At 70.5% G+C, this 13,054-nt stretch carries 13 protein-coding genes and 1 pseudogene; 9 read left to right on the forward strand and 5 right to left on the reverse strand.

Annotation, left to right across the window (positions count from 1 at the left end; translation table 11 throughout):
- The first annotated feature begins 292 nt into the window (after positions 1-292).
- Positions 293-673: a COG4315 family predicted lipoprotein gene (locus SVTN_RS37525; protein WP_052499543.1), complete on the forward strand. Its 381-nt coding sequence runs from the start codon at positions 293-295 to the stop codon at positions 671-673.
- Positions 674-678: 5 nt separating this feature from the next.
- A complete protein-coding gene (locus SVTN_RS37530; RefSeq protein ID WP_245727798.1) occupies positions 679-1,260 on the forward strand; it encodes a DUF6529 family protein in 582 nt (193 codons plus the stop codon).
- An 8-nt stretch (positions 1,261-1,268) separates the two neighbouring features.
- Here the strand turns inward: SVTN_RS37530 and SVTN_RS37535 are convergent, their stop codons facing one another.
- Positions 1,269-1,598, reverse strand: coding sequence for a hypothetical protein (locus tag SVTN_RS37535; protein ID WP_041132444.1), 330 nt, complete (start codon positions 1,596-1,598; stop codon positions 1,269-1,271).
- 72 nt (positions 1,599-1,670) lie between these two features.
- Positions 1,671-2,540 (reverse strand): IS5 family transposase, encoded by an 870-nt coding sequence (locus tag SVTN_RS37540; RefSeq protein ID WP_041132445.1) that lies wholly within the window; start codon positions 2,538-2,540, stop codon positions 1,671-1,673.
- 639 nt (positions 2,541-3,179) lie between these two features.
- Between SVTN_RS37540 and SVTN_RS37550 the strand changes: the two genes are divergently transcribed.
- The 4 genes and pseudogenes from SVTN_RS37550 to SVTN_RS37565 all read left to right on the forward strand — a co-directional run bounded on the left by SVTN_RS37550 (position 3,180) and on the right by SVTN_RS37565 (position 8,170).
- Entirely contained in the window at positions 3,180-4,766 is a 1,587-nt protein-coding gene (locus SVTN_RS37550; protein WP_052499544.1) for a phospholipase D-like domain-containing protein, read from the forward strand.
- A gap of 753 nt (positions 4,767-5,519) precedes the next feature.
- Positions 5,520-5,699 (forward strand): annotated as a pseudogene (locus SVTN_RS44505) (hypothetical protein); the annotation flags it as partial.
- 147 nt (positions 5,700-5,846) lie between these two features.
- On the forward strand, positions 5,847-6,998 hold the full coding sequence (locus SVTN_RS37560) for a tetratricopeptide repeat protein (RefSeq protein ID WP_041133072.1): 1,152 nt from the start codon (positions 5,847-5,849) through the stop codon (positions 6,996-6,998).
- Between the two features lie 161 nt (positions 6,999-7,159).
- Positions 7,160-8,170, forward strand: coding sequence for a polyprenyl synthetase family protein (locus tag SVTN_RS37565; protein ID WP_041134687.1), 1,011 nt, complete (start codon positions 7,160-7,162; stop codon positions 8,168-8,170).
- A 1,063-nt stretch (positions 8,171-9,233) separates the two neighbouring features.
- Here SVTN_RS37565 and SVTN_RS37575 read toward each other — a convergent pair.
- Positions 9,234-9,599 carry a hypothetical protein gene (locus SVTN_RS37575; protein ID WP_041133074.1) on the reverse strand — a complete coding sequence of 122 codons (366 nt, stop codon included), beginning with the start codon at positions 9,597-9,599 and terminating at the stop codon, positions 9,234-9,236.
- Between the two features lie 413 nt (positions 9,600-10,012).
- Here SVTN_RS37575 and SVTN_RS46295 point away from each other — a divergent pair, with 413 nt between their 5' ends.
- Positions 10,013-10,147: a hypothetical protein gene (locus SVTN_RS46295; RefSeq protein ID WP_281192665.1), complete on the forward strand. Its 135-nt coding sequence runs from the start codon at positions 10,013-10,015 to the stop codon at positions 10,145-10,147.
- Between the two features lie 26 nt (positions 10,148-10,173).
- Here SVTN_RS46295 and SVTN_RS37580 read toward each other — a convergent pair whose 3' ends face one another.
- The gene (locus SVTN_RS37580; RefSeq protein ID WP_041134688.1) at positions 10,174-11,253 is read right to left on the reverse strand and encodes a protein kinase family protein; all 1,080 of its coding nucleotides are present in this window, start codon (positions 11,251-11,253) and stop codon (positions 10,174-10,176) included.
- A gap of 185 nt (positions 11,254-11,438) precedes the next feature.
- Between SVTN_RS37580 and SVTN_RS37585 the strand changes: the two genes are divergently transcribed.
- Complete coding sequence (locus tag SVTN_RS37585) at positions 11,439-11,723, forward strand: Tn3 family transposase (RefSeq protein WP_052499545.1); 285 nt, start codon at positions 11,439-11,441, stop codon at positions 11,721-11,723.
- Between the two features lie 111 nt (positions 11,724-11,834).
- Here the strand turns inward: SVTN_RS37585 and SVTN_RS37590 are convergent, their stop codons facing one another.
- Positions 11,835-12,458 (reverse strand): hypothetical protein, encoded by a 624-nt coding sequence (locus SVTN_RS37590; protein WP_041133075.1) that lies wholly within the window; start codon positions 12,456-12,458, stop codon positions 11,835-11,837.
- A 128-nt stretch (positions 12,459-12,586) separates the two neighbouring features.
- Here SVTN_RS37590 and SVTN_RS37595 point away from each other — a divergent pair, with 128 nt between their 5' ends.
- Positions 12,587-13,018, forward strand: a complete 432-nt coding sequence (locus tag SVTN_RS37595) for an Hsp20/alpha crystallin family protein (RefSeq protein ID WP_041133076.1) — start codon at positions 12,587-12,589, stop codon at positions 13,016-13,018.
- The last annotated feature ends 36 nt before the right edge of the window (positions 13,019-13,054 follow it).

Consider the following 13,054-nt stretch of genomic DNA (forward strand, 5'->3'; position numbering starts at 1 on the left):
TCAGGCGGGGACCGACGTCTGCCGAGGGAGTTCTGGACGTACGCCGCGTTCACGGCCGCCACCACGACCGAGCTCGCCACCTTCGGCGTCCTCTCCTCCACCTGGTTCAACGGCACCTGCTGTCCGCCGGGAGCCCGGCAGCCGTGCTCGTCCATTCGGCACACGCCATCGCCCAGGCGGCCTCATCCGCGTCCCCCGTCGCGCTGACTCTGCGGCGCGCCGCAGAGTCAGCGGCGCGCGGCACCGGCCCTAGTGAAAGGGAGAGGAAACCCCCGATCCGTCGGAGGACACCATGCATCAGCGCCGCCTCGCGGTCGTCTCGCTCGCCGCCGTCACCCTGTGCACCGCGGTGTGCGGCGGCTGCTCCAGCAGCACGAAGACCACCGGTGAGGCAAGCTCGTCCACTTCCACCTGCTACGACGTCTGCGCCACGGCCTGGCCACCCGCCCTCACCGCAAGCGCGCCCACCACCGTCAACGGTGCCGACCGGGCCAAGCCGTCCATCACCACCGCACGCACCGACGGCAAGACCCAGATCGTCTACAACGGACACCCGCTGTACTACTTCGAGGGCGACCAGGCCAAGGGGGACACCAACGGCGAGGAACCCAGCGCCTTCGGTGCCAAGTGGTACGTGGTCAATCCGGCCGGCAACAAGGTCGAGGGCGACTGATCCGCATGGCCGACGACGAACGCCCGATGCGAGGAGGGACGCGGCGCGGGCAGGCGGTACGGGTCGTGCTCTGGGCGCTTCTGCCGGTCGCGACGGTGGTCGGTGTGTACTGGTTCGGACGAGCGCACACTCCGGCCTACGCCACCAGCCTCTTCGGCACCCGCTTCGGCGACGCCCAGCAGCTGAAGGCCGAGCTCGGTACCGCCCTCCTCGGCCTCGCGCTGATCCAACTGCTGCTCGCACTCTGGCTGTACGGCCGGCTGCCCGGCCTGGGGACGGCGCCGCGGCCGGTCGGACGGATCCACCGACTCGTCGGCCTCGCGGCCTTCCTGCTCTCCCTGCCGATCGCCCGGCACTGCCTGGTCGCCTACGGGGTGGAGCTGACCGACGCCCGCACTGCCCTGCATTCGCTGAGCGGCTGCTTCCTCTACGGAGCCTTCGTCGCCAAGGTGATCGTCGTCCGGCACCGCCGGCTGCCGGGCTGGGTCCTGCCCGTGGCCGGCGGCACCCTGGTCCTGACGATCGCACTGGTCTGGTACTCGGCGGCCTTCTGGTATCTCGACACCTCCAACGCGCCGGGCCTCTAGGCCGTGTTTTAGAAGTCGTGGACTTGTCTGGGTGGCCGTCCGGGGAAGTGCCGGATGGCCATCCAGATGGTGAGGTCGCGCGCGATGTCGCCGATGCTGGTCGAAGTGGCGACCTCATGCTCGCGGCGGCTGGCATCGCGGCGGACGACCTCGTAGCCTCCTTCGTCCAGGACGGCCACTGAGGCGAACCAGACGGGGGCGTCCTCGTCGGGCTGGATGACGACGAAGGTGTTGTCGGTGTCGTTGAGGTCGCTGATCATCATGAACAGCGCGTCCTCGGAAGGGTCGTCGATGCGGTCGCCGTTCTCGCTGTCGGCGCCGTAGTACTGAGCCCCCATCGTCGCCTCTCCCTCACCCTGTCGACCCTGGTCGCGGTCAGCATGGCATGAGGAACTGACAGTTCGGGCCGGTCAAAGCCATTCGCCGATCGCGGCGATCAGGACGGTGGCCTCGAAGCGGACTGCGAGTTTGTCGAACCTGGTGGCCACCGCCCGGTTGCGCTTGAGCCGGTTGATCCCGCACTCGACCGCGTGCCGGGCCTTGTAGTCCTCGCGGTCGAAGGCCGGAGGCCGACCGCCGGCCTTCCCGCGCCGTTTGCGGTTTCTGGCCTGGTCGGCAGGCTCCGGGATCGTGCACGCGATCCCCCGCTTTCGCAGGTAGGCCCGGTTGGCGCGGGAGGAGTACGCCTTGTCGCCTCGCACTCGCAGCGGTCGGACACGGGGACGTCCTGGTCCGGTGCGGGGGACTCGGATGCCTTCGAGGACGGCTGTGAACTGAGGGCTGTCACCGCGCTGGCCTGCAGTGATCAGCAAGGACAGCGGCCGTTGGCCTTGTTCGCAGGCCAGGTGGATCTTGGTGGTGAAGCCTCCCCGTGAACGGCCCAGGCCGTGGTCATCGGGCTCGGTGCGGGTTCCGCCCGGCGGTTCGTTCTGGTCCTGGCCGTTGCGGCGGGCGCCCGCGGCATGCTGATGGGCTCGGCAGATCGTGGAGTCGACGTTGACCTCCCACGTGATCAGCCCGGCCGCGTCCGCCCGGGCCTGCAGCCTGGTCAGCAGCACGGTCCAAGTGCCGTCGCGTTGCCAGTGCCGGAAGAGCCCATAGACCGTCTGCCACGGCCCGTACTCCTGCGGCAGATCCCGCCACGGAGCACCGGTCCGCACCCGCCAGCGGATCCCGTCGATCAGCCTCCGTCGACCAAGCGCCGGCCGCCCTAACACCGCGACCGGCAGCAACGGCTCCAGCACCGCCCACTGCCCGTCAGAAAGATCCCCTCGCCCCACACCGAGATCATCACGATGCGGGACGAGACACCGAGCCGACTTTCAAAACACGGCCTAGCCGGCGACCCGGGGCGAGCGCCTCCGCGCGCGCCGCGAGCGGGAAGGTCTTCGTCATGACGTAGGGGCCGCCCGGCCGGACAGCGGCAGTGGGGGAGGGAGCCGATGCCGGGTCCATCAGCCGCCCCGTCGCGCACGCGGGCATCCAACGCCGCGCTCGAGGCGGCAACGCGTGCCCGCATCCGTATCCGCCCCGCAGCCCGGATCGGTCGGCGTACCGCCCGGCCGGCGTACCGCCCGACGGCCGCCGCACCGTCACGGACTCCGTGACCAGCCAGGTCCCGCTCGACCCGGCCTTGTTCACCCGGCTGCGGGCGACCGAGGAGAAGTTCGTCTGCGTCTTGCCGGACCACGGGTGCCCCTGAGGCCGGCTTTCACGGCCGCGCCCCGGTCGGGCCACGAGCGGGCCATGGCCGGGAAGCCCCGACGACGATGCAGGGCGCGATTATGGCTGAAAGCAGCGTGTGTTGGGGTGAACCAGGAGATACGCACTGGTAACTTACGGGAGTTGATCAAGGTCGAGGCCTCCCCTTGACGGAGCCCTCGGCCCGAGCCACCCCCCAAAAAAAGCAAGGAATCGCATTGGCCCGCACCATCCGCACGACGGCCCTTCCACTCGCCCTCTCCGCCCTCCTGCTGTCCGCTGCCCCGGCGTTCGCCGACGCGCCCACTCCGCACCTGGACGCGGTGGAGCAGTCCCTGCGTCAGGTCTCTCCGGGCCTGGAGGGCTCCGTCTGGGAGCGCACGTCGGGGAACAGGCTGGGTGCCTCCGCCCCCGGCGCCTCCGACTGGCTGCTCCAGACCCCCGGCTGCTGGGGCGATCCCACCTGCGCCGACCGCTCAGGATCCCGGCGCCTGCTGGAGAAGGTGCGCGAGGACATCGCGAACGCGCGGTACAGCGTGGACATATCCACTCTGGCTCCGTTCCCCAACGGAGCCTTCCAGGACGCGATCGTGGCCGGCCTGAAGGAGGCCACGCAGAAGGGCAATCGGCTTCAGGTTCGCATCCTGGTCGGCGCCGCGCCGGTGTACCACGCCAACGTGATCCCGTCCTCCTACCGCGACGAGCTGGTGAAGAAGCTCGGCCCGGCGGCCGAGAGCGTCACCCTCAACGTGGCCTCGATGACGACGTCGAAGACCGGCTTCTCCTGGAACCACTCCAAGCTGGTGGTGGTGGACGGGAACTCGGTGATCACCGGCGGTATCAACAGCTGGAAGGACGACTACCTCGACACCACCCACCCGGTGAACGATGTCGACCTCGCGCTGTCCGGCCCGGCGGCGGGTTCCGCCGGACGCTACCTCGACACGCTGTGGGACTGGACCTGTCGCAACAAGAACAACTGGACCGCCGTCTGGTTCGCCTCCTCCAACGGCGCGGGCTGCCTGCCCACGCTGCCCCGGCCTGCCGCCCCGCCCGCCGAAGGTGACGTTCCCGCCCTCGCGGTGGGCGGCCTCGGCGTCGGGATCCGACAGAGCGACCCGTCCTCGTCGTTCCAGCCCGTCCTGCCGAAGGCCGCCGACACCACCTGTGGATTCGGTGTGTCCGACCGCACCAACTCCGACCGCGACTACGACACGGTCAACCCGGAGGAGAGCGCCCTGCGGGCACTGGTCGCGAGCGCGACCGAGCACGTCGAGATCTCGCAGCAGGACCTGAACGCGACCTGCCCGCCGCTGCCCCGCTACGACATCCGGCTGTACGACACCCTCGCCGCGAAACTCGCCGCCGGTGTGAAGGTGCGCATCGTCGTCAGCGACCCGGCCAACCGGGGCGCCATCGGCAGCGGCGGCTACTCGCAGATCAAGTCGCTGTCCGAGGTGAGCGACGTCCTGCGCGGCCGCCTCACGGCCCTGACCGGTGACGTGCCGAAGGCAAGGGCCGCGATGTGCCAGAACCTGCAGCTCGCGACCTTCCGTGCCTCGGACAAGCCGACATGGGCGGACGGCAAGCCGTACGCCCAGCACCACAAGCTGGTCTCGGTGGACGACTCGGCCTTCTACATCGGCTCGAAGAACCTGTACCCCTCCTGGCTCCAGGACTTCGGCTACGTGATCGAAAGCCCCGCTGCCGCACGCCAGCTGGCGGACGGGCTGCTCGCGCCGCAGTGGAAGTACTCGCAGGCCACGGCGACGTACGACTACACGCGCGGCGTCTGCCAGGGCTGACGCCGGCCCGAGCGGCACCTCGGCACACCTGGGCGCACCTCGGGTCGGCGTGTCCGCCGACCCGAGGTCCTCTTCCGCTTCCACGCCGAGTTCCTGGACTGCGTTCGAGAGCAGGCGAACCGTCTCATCGAGCAGTCCATGGAGGAGTGAGACCGCTGCAGCCCGTCCCGAGATCATGCCCCGACACCGCTCCAACTGGAGGGGTTTGTGGGCAGACCACTGTCAGTGGCGTATGGACAGGGGGCGCCGGAACGGGGGGCGGTGCGGGATGGGGAGCACAGAAGTGCGAGCGGTGGTCGTGGACGTGGTGACACAGTACGCACCGGAAGAGGCCCCGGTGCCGGCGGCCCTGGCCCATGTCGACGACGCTGACGTGGTCAGGATCTTACGCGGCCGGCGAAAGATCGAACCGCTGGGTTTCGGCTTCGCCGAGGTGGTCGCCGTGGTGACCCCTGTGGTGTGGCTGGCGGTCGACGAAGCCTGCCGCTCCGCGGTGCGGTCCTCGGTCGATTCGGGTTACGCACGGTTGGCCGGTGCCACGCGCAGGTTGCTGCGCCGCCCGTCCGCCGCAGGTGCCGCCGAGGGCCCCGTCGCAGAGGCTCCGGAGCTGTCCCGGGACCAGCTGGACCTGGTCCCTGTCCGGGACCAGCTGGACCTGGTCCACCGTCGGGTGACCCAGGACGCCCGGGACGCCAGCGCCTGCCGGGCCGGAATCCGGGTCAGGCGCCTCCGCCGCCGGAACCGGCAGTCTTGCCGGCTGTCCCCCTGGGCACACGAGTGGCCGAGCTGCTCCTGGAGGAGACCGGTGACCAGGCGGACGACGACCGCCACGACCAAGTGGTGCTCCGGCCGGAACTGGTCGTCCGCCGTTCGAGCCTCACCCCGCGTTGGCCGGACCTGCCGGTCCGGGAGACCCGGCGTACATCTCGCTGACGAGTCGTCGACAGCCGCGTAGCACTTGAGGACTACCCCGTGTCCGTATGGAGGCGGACTTCTCGGCCGAGAGGGAACCCCGGCCCGCGGTCGCCGTCTTGGTCCTCGTGTCGACTTGATCGTCGAGTCGACACGAGGAGGGGTGTGATGGCAGGTCAGGTGAGTAAGACGAGGCGGGCGAAGGCATCGGCGCCGGAGTACCAGGGTGCTCTCGAATCGTTGTCGGTGAACGCCTCACTGCCCGAGGTGCTGGCCCGGGGCATGGAGGAGCTGCGGACGGCGGAACGGGCCGGGGACCGGCGGGAGGAGGCGCGTTGCGGGCTGGCCGTGGCGGAGGCCTGCCGCAGGCTCGGGCGAATAGAGGAGGCCGACCGGGCCTGGAAGGCGAGCTACCGAGCGGCGCGTTCGGCCGGTCACGAGGGGGCCATGGCATGGGCTCTGTGGAGCGGCGGCACGCTGGCCCGACAGCGGGGCGCATTCAGGCTGGCGTACCGGTTGCTGAGGCTGGCCGCCGAGACGGGCGAGCGAGGTGGTGACGTCGTCGTGCGCGGCTACTCGCTGGCGGGGCTCGCCGAGACCGGACGTATCCAGGGCGATTACGCGGCGGTGAGGAGGCTGCACGAGCAGCTGCTTGCCGAGGCCCGCCGCCGAGGCGAGGCCCGGCATACGGTGTGGGCGCTGGAGGGCATCGCGCAGATGCACCGCAACACCGGCGAATACGACGAGGCCCTGGCCCTGTTCGAGGAGGCGGCCGACACAGCGTCCCGAGCCGAGGACCGGCGCGGGTGGGCATGGGCGCTGCGCGGCATCGCGGACGTGGTGTCCGTGCGCGACGCCGACGTGGAACGCGCCCTGTCGCTGCTGTCCCAGGCGGAGGAGGCCTGCCGGGAGATGCGGCTGTCCAGCGCGCTCGCCTACAACCACAAGATGCGCGGCAACGTGCTGTACCGGGCGGGCCGCTACGAGCAGGCCCGTGAGATGTACGCGCTGGCCCTTGAGGAGTTCCAGGAGATGGACGAGCCGCGCGGGACGGCGCTGTCGCGACTGGGACTGGTCAAGGCCTCCGCCCATCTGGGCCGCGACGCCGCGCACACTGCCGCGGACCTGGCCGAACTGCGCTCGACGCTGGACCGTATCGGGCTGCGGCATGCCCGGGACATGGTGGACAAGGCAGCGGCCGAACTGGGGGTCGGGCCGCTGCCGGACCACGGCGGCCACGAGCAGGGCGCCGCGAGGCCCGTGCTGCCGGCGGTCGGGGCCGAGGCGCTTCAGGCCGCCGATGTGGAGGGCCTGCGGTGAGCGCCGTCCCGACACCGTTCTCGCCGGGCGCTGCGGTCGTGGCCACGGTGCGTTCCTCTCGTGATCACGACATTGATCGCGAGATTGATCACGACGTCGATCATGAGGCCGATCACGACGTCGATCACGACGTCGATCACGACGCAGCGCCGGCCCGTGTCCTGGAGCGTTGTCGTGAACTCGTCCGGCCTGCGCTGGTGGAGGCGGTGGGCAGCCTCCATCCGTGGACCGGTGAGATGGCGGCGTACGCGCTGGGTTGGTCCGACACGGCCGGTACTCCGGATTCCGGCGGATCCGAGGGCAAGGGAGTGCGCCAGGCGTTCGCCGTGCTCGGGGCGGAGGCGGTCGGGGCTGATGGCGCGGAGGCCGTTCCCGGCGCCGTGGCCGTCGAACTCGTGCACACCTTCTCGCTCCTCCACGACGACATCATGGACGGCGACGCCCTGCGCCGGCAGCGGCCCGCGGTGTGGAAGGCATACGGGACCGGCCCGGCCGTTCTCGCCGGCGACGCGCTTCTCGCCCAGGCCGTGACCACCCTGGCCGAGGCCCCGGGCCGGCACGCGGCGTCCGCGGTCCGCTGCTTCTGCCGGACCCTGAACGCGTTGGTGTCCGGCCAGGCGCAGGACCTGCGCTTTGAACACCGCCCGTGGTACGGCCCCGGCGCAGTCGGACCGGAACAGTACCGGTCGATGGCCGAACACAAGACAGGTGCCCTGCTGGGCTGCGCCGTTGCGCTCGGCGCGGTCCTCGGCGGTGCCCCAGACCGGACCGTGACCACGCTCGAACGGGCGGGCCGCCATCTCGGCCTCGCCTTCCAGGCGGTGGACGACATCCTCGGCATATGGGGCGACCCTGCCGTGACCGGCAAACCCGTCCACGCCGACCTGCGCAGGGGCAAGAAGACCTACCCGATGCTCGCCGCACTGGCCGGTGGAGGCAGGGCCGCGCACGAACTGGCGGCGCTGCTCGACCCTCCCCAGCTGCTCGACCACGAGGCCGCCGCACACGTCGCGGCACTCGTGGAGGAGCTGGGCGGGCGGACCGCGACCCGCCACGAAGCGCGCCGACACCTGGACATCGCCCGCCGCGCGCTGCGCGACGCGTCCCTCGCGCACACCGCCGTACAGCAATTGGACATGCTGTTCACGTACGTGCTCGACCGGACCAGGTGATCACCGTTCCGCCTTTGTGATCACCCCGTCGGTGACGGCTCGACGACGGAGGCCCGCAGCGGAGCGCGGAAGGGCAGAGGACAGCGGACCGGGCGCGGGCGTCCCCGCCGCCTCCGTACGCGCCGGGGGCGAGGTGGTGGCGGATGTTCGCGCGGCCGGGAACCATCCGCCCAGGGGAGTCGAAGACGTCCGGGGCCGAGCCGCTGCCCATGAGCATCAGCAGCAGCTCGGCACCGGGGGAGTTCCACACCGCCGCCCAGCTCCAGCGGGCGTGCGGTGACCCGGCGCCACGAGGCGACGGGTGGCTCGCGCCGCAGCACTTCCTCGACCCACGCCCCGGCGAAGCCCTGGTCATGGGCGGTGCGCGGCCACACCCCGGGCTTGGCGGCGCAGGACGGTGGAGATGGGCTGTCCGGGCCGGCTCCCAGACGAAGCTGTCCGTCGACGCCATCGGGTCGTTCACGAGTTCCATCAGCGTGTGCGCGAACCCGGAGAAGAGGTCGCTCTCGCCCGTCGCGTCGAGCTCTGCCCGTACCGTGTCGAGGAGCCCGTCGGCGATCCGCTCGATCACCGGCACCACTGCCGTCACCCGTGGGTGTTGAAGAAGCGCATGACGACGCGCCGCAGGCCCGCGTGGTTCTCGGACGCGTGGTCGGTGAGTGCGGGCGCAGCTCGGAGGCGGCCGGGGCGAGGAGCCGCAGCACCGGAACGTCTGCCAGGTCAGGCGGTTCTGGGGAAAATCCGTACGCAGGCGCTGCGCGTCCCCGGTGGTGGGTTGCGGTGCGGCGGCCGTTTTCTCCAGCCGGTCCACGGGCGCCAGGAGAACGGACCTGACGGAGCTTTCCAGTTCCCTGAGTGGGTGGAAGATCAGCATGGACCGGCTGCCGAGTCGGAAGCCGTGGTCGACCAAGCGGCACACGTCCTCGAACGTGCATCACCTGGCCCTGCGCATCTCACCACCGGAGCCAGACGGTCGATTACACGACTTCTGGAGGCGACATCGACAGGTGCGCCCGCCTCGCCCGATCCGCTCGCGAGGCGGGGCCGCCTTCGGAAGGTGCGGTCAGGAGACGCGCTTGAGGGTCCAGGCGTTGTTGTTGAAACCGGAGTTCGGCCACGCGACGCAGGAGCTGGAGTAGTAGGAGCTGGTCTGGACCCAGCCGGCCGGGTAGTACGTGGACCCGCAGGCCTGGACGACGGTGCCTATGGGCAGGCCGGTGAGCTGCTTGATCTGCTTGATGTTCGGGTCGAAGTTCTGGGTGCCGCAGCTGGCGCTGTAACCCCAGCTGACGTCGACGTAGCCGTACGGGGTAGCGGTGCTCGCGCAGGTGGTCGTCACGTCACCGGGGGCCGCCTGGGCGGGCGCGGCGGCAAGGGCGGACATCGCGGCGGCGGCGAGAACCATGGTGGTGGTGCGGAAACGGGTCATGCTGGGCTCCTTGGATCGGAAAACGATCAGCGGAAAACGACAGCCCGTTTCTACGGTGTGTCCGCGAACCGTAACAGTCTGTTTCCGGTCTCAGAGATCAGGCCACGACAACGGCCGGTCCGGTCGAGGGCGCCCCTGGCTCTCACGCAGGCCCTGCGAGGACCTCCGGCATCAGGGCTTCAACCACTCCGTGGCCCCCTTTCCGGGGTGGCCGAGGCGCTGTACGGCGACGCTGAGGACCGGTTCGGCTCCGGTACGCGGACCGTCTCCGAGGTCATGACAGGCTGCCCGCTGCACCAGGCCGTCGTGGGCGACGCACCGATCGCGGTCGCCAAGCAGAAGCTGCCGACTCACGCCCCGGGCGACGAGACATGGGCCGACTACTCATGTTCCCTGCCGGTGGACGCGACACCATGGCCGAACTCAAGCGGCGGCACCGTGACGAGGTCCAGGCCCTGCGGCAGGCCCCGGAAGCCGCCCAGGGCGAGAACATCGAACCGCAGCGTCGCCTCGGCCCCCGGGACACCGCCCGTCGCGGGACGTCCTGACGGCGGTCTCCTGCCGAAGGCCGGCCTCAGTGGGGCGCCGGGACCGCAGTGCCCCAGGCCCGCTCGATCTCGGCGGCCGGGAACGGCGTCCGCTTGCTCTCGGTGAGCAGACGGCGGGCGAATTCGCCGAAGACCACGGCGGCTCGGGAATGCCGGTCGATCATCGCGGCGATCTCGTCCGGGACGCCATCGGGCCGGTGGCCGGCGATCCACTCGCGCAGGAACGCCTCGTGTTCCATCCCGCCGCGCAGGCCATCGGGCAGGTGGTGGCGGAGCAGATGACTCGCGGTGTGGCTGCGGTCGTACGCGAGATGGTCGGAGAGGAACTCCGCCTCGGCCGCCGACAGTTCGAAGCCGGAACTCAGGGCGAGTCCGAAGTCCGCGAAATAGAGCAGCTGGCCGTCGGTCAGGACATTGGCGAAGTGGGCATCGAAGTGGACGAGTCCGCGCGAGCTCATGAAGGCACTCCCGCGCGCCAGGGCCTCCTCCACCCGTGGGTGCGGCGAGCCCTCGCTGCCCTCCGGCGCCGCGGTCCGGTGGTCGTGCAGCCAGTCGGCGAGGGTCTGCGGAACGTGTTCCAGGAAGAGCACCAGGCTGGAAGAGGAACGGCCGATGGCCTCCAGCCGCTCACGCACGGCCGATGATCCCTCCCAGTGCGCGACCGCCCCGTCGATGCCCCCGAACTCGTCGACGAAACCCTGGGGAGGGGAGTCGGGCAGGATTCGCCAGTGGTACATCAGCGGAAAGCCCTCGTACTCGTTCCTGAGGACCCAGTTGGTGGTCATGACGTGCACGGCCAGCTCTCGCCAGGCTCCGAACCCCGCCGAGCCCACCCCGTACTGGTAGAACATCGGCAGTCCGAAGAGGTTCGCCGTCGACCGCGCGTTCTCCGGCCGCAACTCGGTGTCGGTGAGGGGGACCCGCTTGACGAACACCCGCGTGCCTTCGACGTCCAGCTCTGCCGACCTGCCGCCGATGCCGGATCCGAGCGGGTCGGCGGCGGCCACGACCTCGCCGAGCCGACGGTCGCTCAGCAGGGACAGGCGCGTGGCCACGGTCCCATAAGTGGCGAGCCGCGCGGCATGCCGCGGGTCCAGGTGGTGCATCGACGACTCCTCGGTGCCCGGAACCAGGGCCTTGATGATCTCCCGCACGCTGTCGAGCCTATCCGCCCGGTCTGCAGAAGGAGCAGGCGGGCGAAGTCGCTCGGAACGCTTGCCCCCGGACGCCCCCTCAGCCGATGACGCGCCTCGGAGTCGATCTCTCGCAGACGCGACTGCACGCGTTTCGTTTGGTCCAGCCGACCACGGTGCACGCCGATACGCAGGGCCGCTCCTGTCTGGTCTTTGCGCTGGCGCATCTGCTGGGCTTCGACCTGGTGCCCCGGACCAGGAACTGGAAGGGCTCGGTCCTCTACCGGTCCAGCAAGCAGGCCGAGTACGAGCACCTCGACGCCCTGTTCGGCGAGCCGGGCACGAACGTCATCGACTGGGACCTGATCGAGTCCCAGTTCCGGCACCTGATGCGGGTGGCCGTCTCCGTCCGTGAGGGTGCGATCTCCTCCTCCACTTGGTGAGGGAGCAGGCCAGATGGATCCGCAGGTCGGCCGCGTCGGTCTCCAGGGCTCCCCTCGTTCGCCCGGGGGGCGGACGTTGGCCGGGTTGCTGTTGCGGTGTGCCGGGCGGGGTCAGGGAGGCGTGAGGGAGTCGAGCCGGGCGGTGAGGTCGGGGTGGGCGGCAGCCAGATGCGGGCGGGCAGCGGTGAGGGGGGCGATGAGGTCGGCGGGATCGTCGTGGGCGAGGGCCGCGTGGAGCTCGCTGATAGGGCGGCGGGCGGCGGGGGGAAGGTCGGTGAGAGCGGTGATCTGGCCGGCGAGGCGGCGCAGGTCGGCCGCGTTGCGGCGAGCCCAGGCGGCGGTGCTGCGGTCGGCGGCCCGGGCCTGACGGGTGGCCTGGACACGCTGCTCGCCGGTGGTCCCGGCCGGGCCGGGACGGCCGCGCAGGTAGCGGCGTTCGGCGGCCTGGCGGCTGGCGACGCCGAGGGGGTGGGCGAGGTCGGCCCAGCTGGCGCCCGCGTCGCGGGCCGTTTCGATCAGGCCGGTCTCCCACCCGGCGAGCTGCTCGCGCACCTGCCGCAGCAGCGACAAGGAGGCCAGGGCCTGTTCCGGACCGGGGGCGGGGGCGTCCGAGGTCTTGTGCCGGGCTTCGCGCAGGGCGGCGTCTATGGCGTCAAGGGCCGCCGCGGCGGCAAGGAACGACACCGGGCTGTGGGCATCGGCGCGGGACGGAGACGGCTGGTCGGCCGGGGTCACGGACACCTCCCTCGGGTTGTCATCAAGCTGACGACATCGTGTTTGTCATCCATTGGATGACATGTTACAACGGTGTCAGTGAGGCGCATTGGCAGTAACTGCCTGAACCTGCTGGAGGTGTTTTCACGATGTTGATGCGCACTGACCCCTTCCGTGAGCTGGACCGGCTGGCGCAGCAGCTGATGGGCCCGGGCACCTGGTCGAAGCCGTCGGCGATGCCGATGGACGCCTACCGCGAGGGTGACGAGTACGTGGTGGCCTTCGACCTTCCCGGCGTCACCGCGGACGCGATCGACATCGACGTCGAGCGGAACATGCTGACCGTCAAGGCCGAGCGCCGGCCGGTGGCGAAGTCCGACGACGTACAGATGGAGCTGTCCGAGCGGCCGCTGGGCGTCTTCTCCCGCCAGATCGTGCTCGCCGACACCCTCGACACCGAGCACATCCAGGCCGACTACGACGCGGGCGTGCTCACCCTGCGCATCCCGATCGCCGAGCGCGCCAAGCCCCGCAAGATCTCCATCGGCGCGGGCTCCGGCCGCAAGGAGATCTCCGGCTGACATCGGCCGGACAGGTGCGGAGGGCAACTGATCTCC

This window comes from Streptomyces vietnamensis, assembly GCF_000830005.1.
Taxonomy (GTDB): Bacteria; Actinomycetota; Actinomycetes; order Streptomycetales; family Streptomycetaceae; genus Streptomyces; species Streptomyces vietnamensis.

Excerpts from the sequence above, each read along its gene's own strand:
- SVTN_RS37580 (WP_041134688.1), bottom strand. The coding sequence starts at position 11,253 with ATGCACCACCTGGACCCGCGGCATGCCGCGCGGCTCGCCACTTATGGG.
- SVTN_RS37525 (WP_052499543.1), top strand. The coding sequence starts at position 293 with ATGCATCAGCGCCGCCTCGCGGTCGTCTCGCTCGCCGCCGTCACCCTG.
- SVTN_RS37560 (WP_041133072.1), top strand. The coding sequence starts at position 5,847 with ATGGCAGGTCAGGTGAGTAAGACGAGGCGGGCGAAGGCATCGGCGCCG.
- SVTN_RS37575 (WP_041133074.1), bottom strand. The coding sequence starts at position 9,599 with ATGACCCGTTTCCGCACCACCACCATGGTTCTCGCCGCCGCCGCGATG.
- SVTN_RS46295 (WP_281192665.1), top strand. The coding sequence starts at position 10,013 with ATGGCCGAACTCAAGCGGCGGCACCGTGACGAGGTCCAGGCCCTGCGG.
- SVTN_RS37595 (WP_041133076.1), top strand. The coding sequence starts at position 12,587 with ATGTTGATGCGCACTGACCCCTTCCGTGAGCTGGACCGGCTGGCGCAG.
- SVTN_RS37530 (WP_245727798.1), top strand. The coding sequence starts at position 679 with ATGGCCGACGACGAACGCCCGATGCGAGGAGGGACGCGGCGCGGGCAG.
- SVTN_RS37535 (WP_041132444.1), bottom strand. The coding sequence starts at position 1,598 with ATGGGGGCTCAGTACTACGGCGCCGACAGCGAGAACGGCGACCGCATC.